Origin of the sequence: Citrobacter sp. CFNIH10 (assembly GCF_002934585.1) — a bacterium.
Taxonomy (GTDB): domain Bacteria; phylum Pseudomonadota; class Gammaproteobacteria; order Enterobacterales; family Enterobacteriaceae; genus Citrobacter_A; species Citrobacter_A amalonaticus.
This window is the reverse complement of record NZ_CP026216.1, coordinates 3719860-3734832: the sequence shown is the minus strand read 5'-3', so window position 1 is coordinate 3734832 and position 14973 is coordinate 3719860. Positions and strand designations below refer to the sequence as shown.

17 protein-coding genes and 1 pseudogene are annotated in these 14973 nt (G+C 54.2%); 11 read left to right on the top strand and 7 right to left on the bottom strand.

Going from position 1 to position 14973, the window contains the following annotated elements; translation table 11 throughout:
- The first annotated feature begins 45 nt into the window (after window positions 1-45).
- The 5 genes and pseudogenes from osmY to C2U53_RS30415 form a co-directional block, all read left to right on the top strand.
- A complete protein-coding gene (gene osmY, locus C2U53_RS21870; RefSeq protein WP_104446435.1) occupies window positions 46-756 on the top strand; it encodes an osmoprotectant ABC transporter permease OsmY in 711 nt (236 codons plus the stop codon).
- Window positions 757-784: 28 nt separating this feature from the next.
- Window positions 785-1687 carry an osmoprotectant ABC transporter substrate-binding protein OsmX gene (gene osmX / locus C2U53_RS21865; RefSeq protein ID WP_058588038.1) on the top strand — a complete coding sequence of 301 codons (903 nt, stop codon included), beginning with the start codon at window positions 785-787 and terminating at the stop codon, window positions 1685-1687.
- Window positions 1688-1696: 9 nt separating this feature from the next.
- The gene (osmW, locus tag C2U53_RS21860) at window positions 1697-2344 is read left to right on the top strand and encodes an osmoprotectant ABC transporter permease OsmW (RefSeq protein ID WP_043000754.1); all 648 of its coding nucleotides are present in this window, start codon (window positions 1697-1699) and stop codon (window positions 2342-2344) included.
- Window positions 2344-3489, top strand: a complete 1146-nt coding sequence (osmV, locus tag C2U53_RS21855; RefSeq protein ID WP_061070154.1) for an osmoprotectant ABC transporter ATP-binding protein OsmV — start codon at window positions 2344-2346, stop codon at window positions 3487-3489. Before osmW ends, osmV begins: the two co-directional genes overlap by 1 nt.
- 2 nt (window positions 3490-3491) lie before the next feature.
- Window positions 3492-3617, top strand: a pseudogene (locus C2U53_RS30415) (hypothetical protein); the annotation flags it as partial.
- Here C2U53_RS30415 and bioD read toward each other — a convergent pair.
- The 3 genes from bioD to C2U53_RS21840 form a co-directional block, all read right to left on the bottom strand.
- Window positions 3573-4268 (bottom strand): dethiobiotin synthase, encoded by a 696-nt coding sequence (bioD, locus tag C2U53_RS21850; RefSeq protein ID WP_043000756.1) that lies wholly within the window; start codon window positions 4266-4268, stop codon window positions 3573-3575. The pseudogene C2U53_RS30415 and the gene bioD overlap by 45 nt on opposite strands.
- Before the next feature lie 125 nt (window positions 4269-4393).
- Window positions 4394-5614 carry a sugar metabolism global transcriptional regulator Mlc gene (gene mlc, locus C2U53_RS21845; protein WP_043000757.1) on the bottom strand — a complete coding sequence of 407 codons (1221 nt, stop codon included), beginning with the start codon at window positions 5612-5614 and terminating at the stop codon, window positions 4394-4396.
- Window positions 5615-5742: 128 nt separating this feature from the next.
- Window positions 5743-6642, bottom strand: a complete 900-nt coding sequence (locus C2U53_RS21840; RefSeq protein WP_044254605.1) for a LysR family transcriptional regulator — start codon at window positions 6640-6642, stop codon at window positions 5743-5745.
- 121 nt (window positions 6643-6763) lie between these two features.
- On the opposite strand from C2U53_RS21840, the gene C2U53_RS21835 reads away from it, so the two are divergent.
- The gene (locus tag C2U53_RS21835; protein WP_043000759.1) at window positions 6764-8017 is read left to right on the top strand and encodes an MFS transporter; all 1254 of its coding nucleotides are present in this window, start codon (window positions 6764-6766) and stop codon (window positions 8015-8017) included.
- A 53-nt stretch (window positions 8018-8070) separates the two neighbouring features.
- On the opposite strand, the gene C2U53_RS30780 is transcribed toward C2U53_RS21835, so the two are convergent.
- Window positions 8071-8163, bottom strand: a complete 93-nt coding sequence (locus C2U53_RS30780; protein ID WP_224267594.1) for a KPN_01571 family protein — start codon at window positions 8161-8163, stop codon at window positions 8071-8073.
- Window positions 8164-8295: 132 nt separating this feature from the next.
- On the opposite strand from C2U53_RS30780, the gene C2U53_RS21830 reads away from it, so the two are divergent.
- The 4 genes from C2U53_RS21830 (at window position 8296) to C2U53_RS21815 (ending at window position 11357) form a co-directional block, all read left to right on the top strand.
- On the top strand, window positions 8296-9780 hold the full coding sequence (locus tag C2U53_RS21830) for a carboxypeptidase M32 (RefSeq protein WP_104446434.1): 1485 nt from the start codon (window positions 8296-8298) through the stop codon (window positions 9778-9780).
- Between the two features lie 149 nt (window positions 9781-9929).
- Window positions 9930-10256 (top strand): acid resistance repetitive basic protein Asr, encoded by a 327-nt coding sequence (gene asr / locus C2U53_RS21825; protein ID WP_172740615.1) that lies wholly within the window; start codon window positions 9930-9932, stop codon window positions 10254-10256.
- A gap of 94 nt (window positions 10257-10350) precedes the next feature.
- On the top strand, window positions 10351-10434 hold the full coding sequence (locus C2U53_RS21820) for a hypothetical protein (RefSeq protein ID WP_099434124.1): 84 nt from the start codon (window positions 10351-10353) through the stop codon (window positions 10432-10434).
- Between the two features lie 101 nt (window positions 10435-10535).
- Window positions 10536-11357 (top strand): serine protease, encoded by an 822-nt coding sequence (locus C2U53_RS21815; RefSeq protein WP_044254610.1) that lies wholly within the window; start codon window positions 10536-10538, stop codon window positions 11355-11357.
- Window positions 11358-11396: 39 nt separating this feature from the next.
- Here C2U53_RS21815 and mdtI read toward each other — a convergent pair whose 3' ends face one another.
- Both mdtI and mdtJ read right to left on the bottom strand, forming a co-directional pair.
- The gene (gene mdtI, locus C2U53_RS21810) at window positions 11397-11726 is read right to left on the bottom strand and encodes a multidrug/spermidine efflux SMR transporter subunit MdtI (RefSeq protein ID WP_043000763.1); all 330 of its coding nucleotides are present in this window, start codon (window positions 11724-11726) and stop codon (window positions 11397-11399) included.
- Window positions 11713-12075: a multidrug/spermidine efflux SMR transporter subunit MdtJ gene (gene mdtJ / locus C2U53_RS21805; protein WP_044265333.1), complete on the bottom strand. Its 363-nt coding sequence runs from the start codon at window positions 12073-12075 to the stop codon at window positions 11713-11715. Before mdtJ ends, mdtI begins: the two co-directional genes overlap by 14 nt.
- A gap of 417 nt (window positions 12076-12492) precedes the next feature.
- On the opposite strand from mdtJ, the gene C2U53_RS21795 reads away from it, so the two are divergent.
- On the top strand, window positions 12493-13527 hold the full coding sequence (locus C2U53_RS21795) for an AI-2E family transporter (protein ID WP_043000765.1): 1035 nt from the start codon (window positions 12493-12495) through the stop codon (window positions 13525-13527).
- A gap of 48 nt (window positions 13528-13575) precedes the next feature.
- Here C2U53_RS21795 and pntB read toward each other — a convergent pair whose 3' ends face one another.
- The gene (pntB, locus tag C2U53_RS21790) at window positions 13576-14964 is read right to left on the bottom strand and encodes a Re/Si-specific NAD(P)(+) transhydrogenase subunit beta (protein WP_043000766.1); all 1389 of its coding nucleotides are present in this window, start codon (window positions 14962-14964) and stop codon (window positions 13576-13578) included.
- Between the last annotated feature and the right edge of the window lie 9 nt (window positions 14965-14973).

Genomic DNA, 14973 nt, shown 5'->3' with positions numbered 1-14973 from the left:
GATTTTTCGCCGCCATAACGCATGCAAACAGGGAGACACACTGCAATGCACACATCCACGTTAACCCGCGTGCTGGGCTTTAGTATTGCCATCATTCTGCTACTGGCGCTGCTGGTATGGGGAATTGGCATCGATACCCTCAAAGCGCGTCAGGTTGATTTGCTTTATCTCGGTCAACAGCACCTGATTTTAGTCCTTACCTCGATGTTTTTTGCCCTGCTGGTCGGTATTCCAAGCGGTATTTTGCTTAGTCGCCCCGCCGCCCGCGGTATTGCCGAATATGTCATGCAGATCTTCAATATTGGCAATACCTTGCCCCCGCTGGCCGTTCTCGCGCTGGCGATGGTGATTATCGGCATTGGTGACATGCCTGCCATCGTTGCGCTGTTTCTGGCGTCGTTGCTGCCGATTGTGCGTAACACCTGGGCAGGATTGAGTTCTGTACCGTCGTCGCTGATTGAAGCGGCAAACGGCATCGGTATGACGAAATGGCAACGGTTGCGTCAGGTAGAAATCCCCAACGCCTGGCCGGTAATACTTTCCGGGATCCGCATTGCCACGGCGATCAACGTCGGTACTGCCCCGCTGGCGTTTCTGATTGGCGCCAGCAGCTACGGCGAACTGATTTTCCCTGGCATCTATCTTAACGACTTCCCGACATTGATTCTGGGAGCCACCGCCACCGCGCTATTCGCCCTGATCCTCGACAGTCTGCTCGCCTGGCTTGGGCGCGTCCTGAGCCCACATACGGCCTGATGGCAATGATAAGAACAAGGAGCGCTAAATGAATCTCAAGAAAAAATGGCTGGGATGGTTCGCCGCCGCGCTGTTCATCAGCACCCAGGCTCAGGCGGCCCCGATTATTCTCGCCACCAAAAGTTTTACCGAGCAGCACATTCTCTCGGCAATGACCGTTCAGTATCTGCAAAAAAAGGGATTTCAGGTTCAGCCGCAGACCAATATCGCCACAGTGATTTCGCGTAATGCGATGATCAATAAACAGATTGATATGACATGGGAATACACCGGCACTTCACTGATTATTTTCAACCACATCAATAAGCGAATGAGCCCGCAGGAGTCATACGACACGGTAAAACGCCTTGATGCCAAACTGGGACTGGTATGGCTGAAACCGGCAGATATGAACAACACCTACGCCTTCGCCATGCAGCGCAAACGTGCCGAAGCGGAGAACATCAACACCATGTCGGAGATGGTGGCGAAAATTGAACACATTCGCCAGACCGATCCCGATAACAACTGGCTGCTGGGTCTCGACCTGGAATTTGCCGGACGTAGCGACGGAATGAAGCCGTTGCAACAGGCTTACCAGATGGATCTCGACCGGCCGCAAATCCGCCAGATGGACCCCGGACTGGTTTACAACGCCATTCGTGATGGCTTTGTTGACGCCGGTCTCATCTACACCACTGACGGCCGTGTGAAAGGGTTTGATCTCAAAGTACTGGAGGATGATAAGGGCTTCTTCCCAAGTTACGCTGTCACGCCGGTGGTGCGTAAAGAGACGCTGGAAGCCCATCCGGGACTTGCTGAGGCGCTCAATACCCTCTCGGCCCAGTTGAACAATGACGTGATCAGTTCGCTGAATGCGAAGGTCGATATCGATCACCAGTCACCTCAGCAGGTTGCTCGTGAATTCCTGCAACAAAAGAACCTGCTGTAAGGAGCGCATATGGATACGATTCACTACATGATGGATAACGCGGGTTATCTGGCGATGCTCACCTATCAGCATCTGTGGCTAGTGGCGCTGGCGGTTGGGTTGGCGATTGTGATTGGCGTGCCGCTGGGGATCCTGATTGTCCGCCACAAATGGCTGGCAACGCCGGTGTTAAGCGTTGCGACGCTGCTGCTGACAATTCCCTCTATCGCCCTGTTCGGGTTGATGATCCCCCTGTTTTCGCTGATCGGTCACGGAATTGGCGCACTGCCCGCCATTACCGCCGTGTTTCTTTACTCGCTGCTGCCTATCGTGCGTAACACCCATACCGCGCTGGACAACCTCCCGCCGGGCTTACGCGAAGCGGGTCGCGGTATCGGCATGACCTTCTGGCAGCGCCTGCGTTGGGTGGAGATCCCGATGGCATTACCGGTGATTTTCGGCGGTATCCGCACCGCCGTGGTCATGAATATCGGCGTCATGGCAATTGCCGCGGTGATCGGCGCAGGCGGCCTGGGATTACTGTTACTGAACGGTATCGGCGGCAGCGACATTCGCATGCTGATTGCCGGTGCATTGATGATTTGTTTTTTAGCGATTGTGCTCGACTGGCTGTTACACCGCCTGCAAGTCGTTCTGACACCTAAGGGGATACGATAATGATAAAACTGGAAAACCTCACCAAACAATTTTCACAGAAAAAGGGTCAGCCGCTGAAGGCCGTCGATAACGTTAATCTGAACGTGCCGGAGGGAGAAATGTGTGTTCTGCTGGGGCCGTCGGGCTGCGGTAAGACCACCACCCTGAAGATGATTAACCGTCTGATTACCCCGAGCAGTGGCAACATCCTGATAAACGGTGAAAATACCAATGAGATGGATACCGTGACCCTGCGCCGTAATATTGGCTATGTGATCCAGCAGATTGGCCTGTTTCCCAATATGACGATTGAAGAGAACATCACGGTCGTCCCCCGCATGCTGGGCTGGGACAAAGCCCGCTGTAAAAGCCGCGCCGAAGAATTAATGGAGATGGTGGCGATGGATGCCAAAAAGTTTCTGCATCGCTATCCAAAAGAAATGTCCGGCGGTCAGCAACAGCGTATTGGCGTGATTCGCGCCCTGGCGGCGGATCCGCCGGTCCTGCTGATGGACGAGCCGTTTGGCGCCGTCGACCCCATCAACCGCGAAGTGATCCAGAATCAGTTCCTTGAGATGCAACGTGCGCTGAAAAAAACCGTGATGCTGGTGAGTCATGATATTGATGAGGCGCTGAAACTTGGCGATCGCATTGCCGTGTTCCGTCAGGGACGGATTGTCCAGTGCGCCAGCCCCGATGAACTGCTGGCCAAACCGGCCAACGATTTTGTCGGTTCATTCGTCGGTCAGGACCGCACGCTTAAGCGTCTGCTGCTGGTTTCGGCGGGCGATGTGACCGATCAACAACCGACGCTGACTGCTCAGCCATCCACGTCGCTGAAGGAAGCCTTTGGCATTATGGATGACAACGATATTCGCGCCATTACGGTGGTGGATGGCGAAGGAAAACCACTGGGCTTTGTGAAACGTCGCGAGGCGCGCCAGGCCAGCGGCACCTGCGCAGATATCATTCATCCCTTCCGTATTACCGGTAAAGCCGAAGATAACCTGCGGATTGTGCTCTCCAAACTGTATGAAAGTAATACCAGTTGGATGCCGATCGTTGACGAGGAAGGACGCTACAACGGTGAGATCTCACAGGATTACATCGCCGATTATCTCAGTTCCGGACGTACCCGCCGGGCGTTGAACATTCACGAAGAGTGAGGGTTTGTGAAATGACCGGGGAGTATCGTCTGCTCCCCGGTTTATTGAAGGCCTTGGTGTTTGCGTCTGTCCTGTCTGGGACGTTACGCCATGATTCTGTCGACCGACAGGACGCTACCCAGCATTGACAGGCGAATGTACTGTCCGAGTTCACGCTGCTCGGCACGCGGTAAATAAGGCAGTTCGCCAATCAGCGGTGCTGGCAGTTTTTTGCTCAGTACATCGATAATCTCTGCGTAATGTGCCAGACCCGGATTAATACGGTTAGCGACCCAACCGATCAGCGGTAAACCGTCATTGGCGATCGCCTGAGCCGTCAGCAGCGCATGGTTAATACAGCCTTCCTGAATACCGACCACCATCAACACCGGTAACTGCTCCTGCACCACCCATTCGGACAGTGGACGCAGATCGTTCATCAGGCTGCGCCAGCCACCCGTGCCTTCAACCACGACATGATCAACCTTTTCGCTCAGGCTAGCCAGCCCGTTAGAAAGCAAGGTGTAATTGATTGGGCCACTGTGGGCCACGCTGCTTTCATCTTCGCTCAGGGCGATGGGGTTAACCGCCTCATAGGGTAATTCCAACGTCGACACGCTTTGCAGCACCAGCGCATCCCGGTTGCGCAACCCTTCGGGCGTCTCTTTACTGCTCTTCGCAACCGGTTTATATCCTGCAACGCTTTTCCCCCCCGACGCTAACGCTTGTAGCAATGCGCGGGAAACAACCGTCTTCCCAACAGAAGTGTCTGTACCTGTAATAAAGAAACGCTTCAGCATCACCAACTCCACCGTTATGCTTCGAAAATATAAGCCAGGAAAATAATACAGTGGAGAAAGTCTAAGGTATGCCCGGTGGAATCAGCTTGAGTTAGCGCAATTTTTGGTAGAACAGTTAAAAAATGTTAACCCTGTAATAGACGAATCAACAAAGAACCATTATACATCGCGTCTTTTACCAGCGCGGCTCCCGCCATTGTCCCCTGATTAGAGAACTGTGTGCTCTCAACGACCATATTTTTGCTGTAGGCCGGTAGCGCCTGCTGGCGGATGCTGTCCGCAATCGCCGGAAACAACACGTCTGCAGCTTTACTGAGCGGCGATCCAATCAGTATTTTTTGCGGATTGAACAGATTGACCATAATGGCAAGGATACGGCCAACGTGGGTCCCCACGCCGCTGATAATGTCTTTTGCCAGCAAATCGCCCTGCAACGCCGCCTGACACAGCGAATCGACCGTCAACGGCTGGCCGTGAAGCGAAGAGCTCATGGATTGCGCCAGTCGCAGTTGCGCCAGCTCCAGCACACTTTCCACGCTGGCGATGGTTTCCAGACAGCCGTGGTTGCCGCAGTAGCAGCGTTTTCCGTAAGGATCGACCTGGGTGTGGCCAATCTCCACCAGGCTGCTGCTACCCGCATGCAGTAAATGACCGTCGGTAATCACCCCGGCGCCAACGTTATGATCGATGACCACCTGAATGACATCGCGCGCACCGCGGGACGCGCCAAACAGCGCCTCTGCCATCGTCCAGGCGCTGATATCATGCTGAATGTAGACCGGCACGCCGGTGTGCTGTGCCAGCGTATCACCGAGCGGCATCTCTTTCACATCGGCATAAAACGGCATACGATGCACGATCCCATTCTCGGTATCGATAATGCCGGGTAAGGTAATGGCAATGGAAGTCAGACGTTCGAGCTTCTGCTGATGACGAATAAAAAACTGATCGACCAGCGTGACAATACGCGCCAGCAACGGCGTTTCATCGTTGAGCGGCAGTTCAAGACAGTCTTCTACGACCAGCTTGCTGCTGAGATCGCGCAGGGCGAGAAAGATTTCTCCACGACTGATGCGAAGGGACAGATAGTGCCAGGCTTCGGTTTCCACCACCAGCCCCACTGCCGGGCGTCCGCGACTCCCCGCTTCTTTAATTTCCAGTTCCTGGACCAGATGCGCTTCCAGCATTTCACGCACAATCTTCGTGATACTGGCGGGTGCCAGTTGCGCAAGACGCGAAAGATCAATACGCGATACCGGTCCCAGCTGATCAATCAGCCGATAAACGGCGCCCGCATTGGTCTGCTTTATTTGATCGATGTGCCCAGGCTGACTATCAGCAACCACCTCTGACTCCCTTTATTTTCGCGCTCCGAAATAATCTGTAGGCTATGGTGAAGCACTTCAATACACAACGTCAACTTTTTACTTAGCCGTGTGATTAACTGCACATTTTCAGCCGTTATTAAATGAATTTAAGCGTTCCTGACGGCCTGAATTAATTGCTGACGAAAGCGTAGCGCCGCCTGGCTTGGTTCATGATGCGCCGACCAGACCAGCCACATTTCCGAAACCGCATCGTCTTCCGCAATCGGTACCCAACACATCTCATTGAGCTGCACTTTTTTAAACGAGGCCGGAAGGATCGACACCCCTAATCCGGCAGCGACCAGCCCAATGATCGTCATCGCCTCACCGACCTCCTGGGTAATCACCGGCGTCAACTGGTAACGGCGCATCATGCCGAGAATATCGTCATAAAGACCCGTTCCGACGTGCGGGTCAAAGAAGACAAACGGCTCTTTCGCCAATTCGGCCAGCGTCACCACCGGCTTTTGCGAAAGCGGGAAAACCCTGGGGATCATCGCCATCAGCGGTTCATGCAAAATCACCTCATGATGCAAGCTCTCTGGCAACGGGGTATTGCGCATCAGCCCCAGATCCAACGCCCCTTCGCTCAACGGCGCCAGCTGTTCGCGGGTGTTCATCTCGCGGGTCTGCAAATGCATATCCGGGTATTTCTGGCGGAACAGCGACAGGGTATCCGACACCGCGCGGATAAACGGTGCCGACGAGGTAAAACCGATGCGCAACTCTCCGGCTTCCCCCTGATGCAGACGCTCCGCACGGGCGGCGGCATCATTGACCAACCCGAGGATCTGCCGACTGTCGGCGAGAAATTGCTTGCCAGCGGCGGTCAGGGCGACGCTACGGTTAGTTCGCGCGAGCAGGCGCGCGCCGACCTGCTGCTCAAGCATCTGTATTTGCTGGCTCAGCGGTGGCTGCGAAATGTTCAGTCGGGTTGCGGCGCGCCCAAAATGCAGTTCTTCCGCCACGGCAACAAAGTAACGAAGGTGACGCAGTTCAATATTCATATTTTAAACGTATTATTTGAGACTATTAATATATTAGACAGAATAATAAGATTTTCCTACTCTACTCAACAAGGTTATGCCCGTCCCCTCAAAACACGGGTTTGTTGCGCAAGGATTTCCAGTGAGTCGTACTACTACTGTCAATGACGCGACGGCGAGCGATATTGACGACCAACGCATTTCTCAGCCGGTTCAGTTTATTCAACGCGGTACTTCTGCCTTTATGCGCGTCACGCTGGCGCTCTTTTCTGCCGGACTGGCGACTTTCGCCCTGCTGTACTGCGTCCAGCCTATTCTGCCGGTGTTGTCCCATGAGTTTGGCGTATCTCCCGCCAGCAGCAGTATTTCACTGTCGATCTCCACCGGAATGTTAGCCGTTGGCCTGCTGTTTACCGGTCCGCTTTCGGATGCCATCGGGCGCAAGCCGGTGATGGTGACCGCGTTGCTGCTCGCCTCCTGCTGTACGTTGCTCTCGACAATGATGACCAGCTGGCATGGCATTCTGGTGATGCGCGCGCTGATCGGCCTTTCACTCAGCGGCGTGGCGGCGGTCGGGATGACCTATCTGAGTGAGGAGATTCACCCCAGTTTTGTCGCATTTTCAATGGGGTTGTACATCAGCGGCAACTCGATTGGCGGGATGAGCGGACGTCTGATTAGCGGCGTGTTTACCGATTTCTTTAGCTGGCGTATTGCGCTGGCTGCTATTGGCTGCTTTGCGCTGGCATCAGCCCTGATGTTCTGGAAAATACTGCCAGAATCACGCCACTTCCGGCCCACGTCGCTGCGCCCCAAAACGCTGTTTATTAATTTCCGGATCCACTGGCGCGACCAGGGACTGCCGCTGCTGTTTGCCGAAGGTTTTCTGTTGATGGGGTCGTTCGTCACCCTGTTTAACTACATCGGCTATCGTCTGATGCTTTCACCATGGGAACTCAGTCAGGCTGTGGTCGGTTTGCTTTCCGTCGCCTATCTGACCGGAACCTGGAGTTCACCGAAAGCTGGTTCGATGACGGTACGTTACGGGCGCGGTCCGGTGATGCTCTTTTCCACCGTCGTGATGCTGTTCGGTTTGTTAATGACGTTGTTCAGTTCGCTGTGGCTGATTTTCGCCGGAATGCTGCTCTTTTCAGCCGGATTCTTTGGCGCGCATTCGGTGGCCAGTAGCTGGATTGGGCCGCGTGCGCGTCGCGCCAAAGGCCAGGCCTCTTCGCTGTATCTGTTCAGCTATTATCTGGGGTCCAGTATCGCCGGTACGCTCGGCGGTGTGTTCTGGCATAACTATGGCTGGAACGGCGTTGGGGGATTTATCGCGATTATGCTGGTACTGGCTATTCTGGTCGGCACACGACTGCATCACCGTCTTCACGTCTAGTCTGAAAGAGAAGCCCGGGCTCACCGGGCTTCTCGCCTCTCAACCAACAGTGGTTACCACATTCCTAAGATTGATGAAAAGCCCATCAATTCTCTGACGGCATCCAGTGCCAGAAGAGCAAAGACAACCCAGTGGAGTGGATTCATTTTGCTGTGTGTGATTATTGTTATTGAACGGGTACGATGTTCCCGTTGGCTACTATAAAAAAGGCTATCGATAAACATAACTACCCATTATGGTGGGGGAACTCAACCCGCCTGTTACGTCGAAGAGGTTACATGGACAACAAAAACTATCAACAACTTACCCGCACCTTCCTGCGTCTCTCTCGCTTCTCGCACCTCTCCGCCATCGCCAGTTGGGATATGTTCGCCATGATGCCACCCGGCGGCAGTGCGGCGCGGGGTGAAGCGCTGGCGGAACTGAGCGTTCTGGAACATCAAATCCTGACCGAACCGAAAGTGGCGCAATGGCTTGCCACTGCCGCCCAAGAGGATCTCAATGATGTGGAACAGGCCAATCTGCGGGAAATGCCGCGTCTGCATACCCAGGCCGCGTTGTTACCGGAGTCGTTGGTGGAGGCCAAATCTCTCGCCGGCAGTCGCTGTGAACACGCCTGGCGCAGTCAGCGCCCCGCCAACGACTGGCAGGGATTCTCTGCGAATTTAAAAGAAGTCGTGAAACTGAGCCGCGAAGAGGCCAGACTGCGCGCCGACGTGAAAGGTTGTTCTCCCTATGACGCACTGCTGGACATTTACGAGCCGGACATGACCAGCGCACAGCTGGACGGCCTGTTTGCCGATCTCAAATCGTGGCTGCCGGATCTGCTCAACCGCGTGGTTGCCCGCCAGTCACAGCAGTCGCTGATTGCCCCTGTTGGCCCCTTCCCGACTGCCGTTCAGCGCGAACTGGGACTGGAGACAATGTCTGTACTCGGTTTCGATTTTAACGCCGGTCGCCTCGACATCAGCGCACATCCCTTCTGCGGCGGCGTGCCGGAAGATGTGCGCATCACGACGCGCTATGACGAAAACGAATTACTCAGCGCCCTGTTTGGCGTGATCCACGAAACCGGCCACGCCCGCTATGAGCAAAACCTGCCGCGTAACTGGCTGGGTCAGCCCGTCGCCCTTGCCCGCTCCACCGCGATCCACGAATCCCAGAGTCTGTTTTTTGAAATGCAGGTAGGACGCAGCAATGCATTTTTAAGGCGGCTGCTACCTGCCGTGAAGCGTCATTTTGGCGATCAGGCTGCCTTTGAAGAGCAAAATTTCATTGCCTGGAACCAGCGAGTGAAACCCGGTTTTATCCGCGTGGATGCGGATGAAGTCAGCTACCCGGCGCACGTCATCCTGCGCTATGAGATTGAGCGCGCATTGATCAATGGCGATATTGAGGTGGACGACATTCCGGCGCTATGGGACGAAAAAATGCAGACCTGGCTGGGCCTGTCAACAAAAGGGAACTATCGCGACGGCTGCATGCAGGACATTCACTGGACTGACGGCGGGTTTGGTTACTTCCCTTCTTACACGCTGGGCGCGATGTATGCCGCACAGTTGTTCAGCGCCGCAAATCGCGCGTTGCCGGGTCTCAGTCAGCAGATTGCGGGCGGCGATTTCAGCGCCTTGTTCGACTGGCTGCAACAGAACATCTGGCAGCACGGCAGTCGCTTTACCACGGCGCAGTTGATTACTCAGGCTACCGGAGAAGCATTGAGCAGCCGTCATTTCCGCGCCCATCTTGAATCTCGCTATCTGTAAATCCCCTCGCCGGGCCGCTGCGCCCGGCGTTGTACATATCGTTACACGCCGAAACCAATGACTCACGGAAGCGCACAGCATCCAGCGATATAGTGATTTCAACGGCCCCGCAGTGGGGTTGAATGAAAAACCAAATCGAGGGTATGAGAATGAAAAAAGTATTAGCTCTGGTTGTTGCCGCTGCTATGGGTCTGTCTTCTGCGGCGTTTGCGGCTGACACTACATCAACTGCACCGGCTGCAGCGCCTGCTGCAAAAGCGGCGCCGGCCAAAACCACACATCATAAAAAACATCACAAAGCGACTACCGAGAAAGCGCCAGAACAAAAAGCGCAGGCCGCGAAAAAACACGTGAAAAAAGCCAAAGCCACGACTGAGCAAAAGGCCCCTGAACAGAAAGCTCAAGCCGCTAAAAAGCACACCAAAAAACACAACCAGAAACCGGCCGCTAAGCCTGCCGCTCAACCGGCTGCTTAAATCCTGTCTGTGTAAACTGGCGCGAACCCTTGCGCCATTCTTCAACGGCGCTGAACGCTTTCCCGGTTTAGCGCCGTCCTTTTCGGAGGGTAACATGGTGCGCCGTTATCGCTTTGAGTTCATCCTTATCACGCTTATTTTATGTGCGCTCATAGCCGCCCGCTTTTATCTTTCCTGATCGTAGTACTCTGATTTTTCTCTCACTTTTACGCCGTTACGTCTATAGTAATTACTGAGGGTTCTCTTTTAATAATCATAATTACCCACACAGAGTGTGATATGCGTAAAACCGTTACTGTATTACTGGGTTCGTTGTGCTTTTCATCGGGTATTGCGCATGCGGATAAGCCTGACGCGGATACCGGGACCAGTGAAATCAAAACGTTATTTTTTGGTCAGGACGATCGCGCGCCGGTAAGCGATCCTACTCAATCGCCGTGGGATGCCATCGGACAACTGGAAACCGCCAGCGGTAACCTCTGCACCGCAACGCTCATCTCCCCACATCTGGCGCTCACTGCCGGACATTGCTTGTTAACGCCGCCAAAAGGGAAACCGGATAAAGCCGTCGTCCTGCGTTTTGTCTCGAAAAAAGGTCTCTGGCGTTATGAAATTCACGGTATTGAAGGCCGGGTGGATCCCGGTCTGGGAAAACGTCTGAAGCCCGATGGCGACGGCTGGATTGTGCCACCGGCAGCCGCGTCTTGGGACTTTGGCCTGATCGTTCTGCGCTATCCCCCTTCCGGCATCACGCCGTTACCGTTGTTTGAGGGCGATAAAGCGGCACTAACCGCCGCACTCAAAGAGGCCGGACGCAAGGTCACGCAGTCGGGGTATCCGGAAGATCATCTGGATACGCTCTATTCTCATCAGGATTGTATCGTCACCGGTTGGGCGCAAAGTTCGGTGTTATCTCACCAGTGCGACACGCTGCCGGGCGACAGCGGTTCACCGCTGATGCTGAAAACCGAGGCGGGCTGGCAGTTAATCGGCGTTCAGAGTTCCGCCCCGGCGGCGAAAGATCGCTGGCGCGCAGATAACCGGGCGATCTCGGTGACGGGATTTCGGGAAAAACTGGATGCGCTGGCCGGGGAACAATAAGGCGCATTGTACTGCCCGCGAATCGCGGGCAGCGATACATCAGGCCAGTTTAATCATCACCATGCCAGCCAGCAGCAACACAACGCCGATCCAGCCTTTATGATTCAGACGTTGCCCGAACAGTATCCATCCGGCAGCCAGCGTCGCGGCGATACCAAATCCCCCCCACAGCGCGTAGGCAACGGACAGGTCAATGCCCTTTACCGCCTGTGAAAGCGCACTGAAGGCGGCGAGTACCGCGACCAGCGAGAGAATGCCGTACAATTTCCGACGAAAGCCGTCAGAGAATTTTAAAAAGACGTTGGCGATAATTTCCAGCACGATCGCCATCCCTAACCAGGCGGCGTGAACCCATTCAAACTGTTGCATGGGTCACCTCTTTCGTTGACTGACGCGCCTTGCGGGTACCGGATTTGATCAACACGATCCCCACTACCAGCGTCGCCAGACCGGCAATTTTCATGATCGACAGCGGCTCATCAAATAACAACACGCTAAACAGCGTAATAAATAAAATACCGATCCCTTCCCACAATGCGTAAGCCACACCGAGGGCGATTTTTTTAACGGCAAAAGAGAGGAAAATATACGAGGCAGCGATCATCACCAGCATTAAAATAAACCCGCTGTTGTCATCGCTTACGCTTGCCCATTTCATCGACAATGTGCCGGTAATTTCAGCGGCAATCGCCAGACCTAATAAAATCCAGTAAAACATGGTGCTTCTCCTGCTTGAGAATATAATCCTGTGGGCTTGCACAACGCTGCAAACCAGAAAATAAAATCAGTTAGCCAGACGCGTAGCGTCAGCTCGAACAGAAGAAGGGACTAAAGCGCGTTGCGCCAGTGCTGCTCACCTGCAAGCAGGAAAGAGGAGGAAGTGCGAAGAAGAATTTGTGCAGAAAAAAACGTCCTGAACATATTGTCCATAATATTACAATTATCCGCAGTGTTGCTTCTCGTCATCGCGGATGATAATTGTCCTCGGTAGTTGAACACGCCTGATTTGTATCATAGGCCAGGAATTAACTCAAAACCTTTTCACTTCTTTACCCGAATCGTTTGATTTTTCACAGGACGATTCGATCACAATCACATTATTATACGCGGCAAGCAAAAAAATACAGGACGCTCCATGGCAAAACCAATCATCACGCTGAACGGTCTTAAGATCGTCATTATGCTGGGAATGCTGGTGATCATTCTTACCGGTATCCGCTTTGCGGCAGATATTATTGTGCCATTTATTCTGGCGTTATTTATTGCCGTCGTCCTTAGCCCGCTGGTACAGCGGATGGTGAAACTGCGCGTTCCGCGCGTGCTGGCGATATCCTTGCTGGTGATCATCATCGTCATGGCGATGGTGTTACTGCTGGCTTACCTCGGAACGTCCCTCAACGAACTGGCGCGCACCCTGCCCCAGTATCGTTCCTCACTGGTCATTCCGCTGAAAAACCTCGAGCCCTGGCTGGTCCGCTTAGGCATCGGCGTCTCCGTGGATGAGATGGTGAAGTATATTGACCCCAACGCGGCGATGACCCTGATCACCAATTTGCTGGCGCAATTAACCAATGCCATGTCATCGATATTTTTACTCCTGCTGACAGTGGTCTTTATGCTGCTGGAAGTGCCGCAACTCCCCACTAAATTCCAGCAGATTATGGTCCGTCCGGTCGAGGGGATGGCCGCCATTCAGCGCGCCATTGATAGCGTATCGCACTATCTGGTGCTGAAAACGGCAATCAGTCTGGTCACCGGGCTGGTGGTCTGGGGCATGTTGTCGGCACTGGACGTTCGATTCGCCTTTATCTGGGGGCTGTTGGCCTTTGCACTCAACTACATCCCAAACATTGGTTCAGTGCTGGCGGCGATCCCGCCCATCATTCAGGTGTTGGCGTTTGGCGGCCTGTACGATGCGCTGGTGGTGCTGGCGGGCTATCTGATCATCAACCTGGTGTTCGGCAACATCCTTGAACCACGCATCATGGGACGCGGTCTGGGGCTCTCTACGCTGGTGGTGTTTCTGTCGTTGATCTTCTGGGGTTGGCTGCTGGGTCCGGTGGGGATGCTGCTTTCGGTACCGCTGACCATTATCGTCAAGATTGCGCTGGAACAATCCGTTGGTGGGCAAAGTATTGCCATTCTGTTAGGCGATGCAAATAAAAAGTGACCGACGTAAAAACGGCCTCCGCAGAGGCCGTTTCAACAGAACAACGGATTACAGCGCTTTCAGAATCGCATCCACGCTGGCTTTGGCATCGCCAAACAGCATATGGGTGTTCTCTTTGAAGAACAGCGGGTTCTGCACACCGGCGTAGCCGGTATTCATCGAACGTTTGAAGACAATTACGTTCTGCGCTTTCCACACTTCCAGCACCGGCATCCCAGCGATAGGACTGTTTGGATCGTCCTGCGCCGCCGGGTTCACGGTATCATTCGCGCCAATAACCAACACGGTGTCGGTATCGGCGAAATCATCGTTGATCTCGTCCATTTCCAGCACGATGTCGTAAGGCACTTTCGCTTCCGCCAACAGTACGTTCATGTGACCAGGCAGACGACCTGCCACCGGATGGATGCCGAAACGTACCTTGATACCGCGCGCGCGCAGCTTCTCGGTAATTTCCGCGACCGGATACTGTGCCTGCGCCACCGCCATGCCGTAGCCCGGGGTGATGATCACCGTATGCGAGTTTTTCAGCATATCCGCAGTCTCTTCTGCGCTGATCTCACGGTGTTCGCCCACTTCTTCATCACCACTGGACGCCGTACCATCGGTACCAAAGCCCCCTGCAATCACGCTGATGAACGAGCGGTTCATCGCCTTACACATGATGTAAGACAGAATCGCACCGGAAGAACCCACCAGCGCACCGGTCACGATCAGCAGGTCGTTGCTCAGCATGAAGCCCGCCGCCGCTGCCGCCCAACCCGAATAGGAGTTCAGCATGGAGACCACGACCGGCATATCCGCCCCGCCAATGGACGCCACCAGGTGCCAGCCAAACGCCAGCGCAATAATGGTCATCACCAGCAGTGCCAGGACCTGCAAGCCAACGCTTTCGGTACGGACAAAAACCACCAGCAGCAGGAAAGAGACCACCAGCGCCGCGAGGTTCATTTTGTGACGGTTCGGCAGCATCAGCGGTTTAGAAGAGATCTTGCCGCGCAGCTTACCAAATGCCACCACTGAACCGGTAAAGGTCACCGCACCGATAAAGATGCCAAGGAACACTTCGGTCAGGTGAATATTAACCAGAATCGGCTCAAGGCCCGCTTCGTGATACAGATAGCTGTTGAAGCCGACCAGTACCGCAGCCAGGCCGACGAAGCTGTGCAGAATCGCCACCAGTTCCGGCATTTCGGTCATTTCAACTTTCTTCGCCAGACGAATACCAATCGCGCCGCCGATGATCATTGCCACCAGGATCCAGGCAACGTTGCCGGTGTCCGGGCCAAAAATCGTGGCAATCAGCGCAATCGCCATCCCGGCGATACCGAAGTTGTTACCCTGCTGAGACGTTTCATGTTTTGAAAGTCCCGCCAGACTGAAAATAAACAGGATCGCGGCAACAATGTATGCAGCTGTAACTAATCCTCCAGACATGTGTTACCC

Bases quoted from the DNA above. Each gene is read 5' to 3' on its own strand.
- C2U53_RS21840 (WP_044254605.1), bottom strand. From the start codon at position 6,642: ATGAATATTGAACTGCGTCACCTTCGTTACTTTGTTGCCGTGGCGGAA.
- C2U53_RS21815 (WP_044254610.1), top strand. From the start codon at position 10,536: ATGCGTAAAACCGTTACTGTATTACTGGGTTCGTTGTGCTTTTCATCG.
- C2U53_RS21820 (WP_099434124.1), top strand. From the start codon at position 10,351: ATGGTGCGCCGTTATCGCTTTGAGTTCATCCTTATCACGCTTATTTTA.
- osmY (WP_104446435.1), top strand. From the start codon at position 46: ATGCACACATCCACGTTAACCCGCGTGCTGGGCTTTAGTATTGCCATC.
- mdtJ (WP_044265333.1), bottom strand. From the start codon at position 12,075: ATGTTTTACTGGATTTTATTAGGTCTGGCGATTGCCGCTGAAATTACC.
- C2U53_RS21830 (WP_104446434.1), top strand. From the start codon at position 8,296: ATGGACAACAAAAACTATCAACAACTTACCCGCACCTTCCTGCGTCTC.
- asr (WP_172740615.1), top strand. From the start codon at position 9,930: ATGAAAAAAGTATTAGCTCTGGTTGTTGCCGCTGCTATGGGTCTGTCT.
- C2U53_RS30780 (WP_224267594.1), bottom strand. From the start codon at position 8,163: ATGAATCCACTCCACTGGGTTGTCTTTGCTCTTCTGGCACTGGATGCC.
- osmV (WP_061070154.1), top strand. From the start codon at position 2,344: ATGATAAAACTGGAAAACCTCACCAAACAATTTTCACAGAAAAAGGGT.
- osmX (WP_058588038.1), top strand. From the start codon at position 785: ATGAATCTCAAGAAAAAATGGCTGGGATGGTTCGCCGCCGCGCTGTTC.
- bioD (WP_043000756.1), bottom strand. From the start codon at position 4,268: ATGCTGAAGCGTTTCTTTATTACAGGTACAGACACTTCTGTTGGGAAG.
- osmW (WP_043000754.1), top strand. From the start codon at position 1,697: ATGGATACGATTCACTACATGATGGATAACGCGGGTTATCTGGCGATG.
- pntB (WP_043000766.1), bottom strand. From the start codon at position 14,964: ATGTCTGGAGGATTAGTTACAGCTGCATACATTGTTGCCGCGATCCTG.
- C2U53_RS21795 (WP_043000765.1), top strand. From the start codon at position 12,493: ATGGCAAAACCAATCATCACGCTGAACGGTCTTAAGATCGTCATTATG.
- mdtI (WP_043000763.1), bottom strand. From the start codon at position 11,726: ATGCAACAGTTTGAATGGGTTCACGCCGCCTGGTTAGGGATGGCGATC.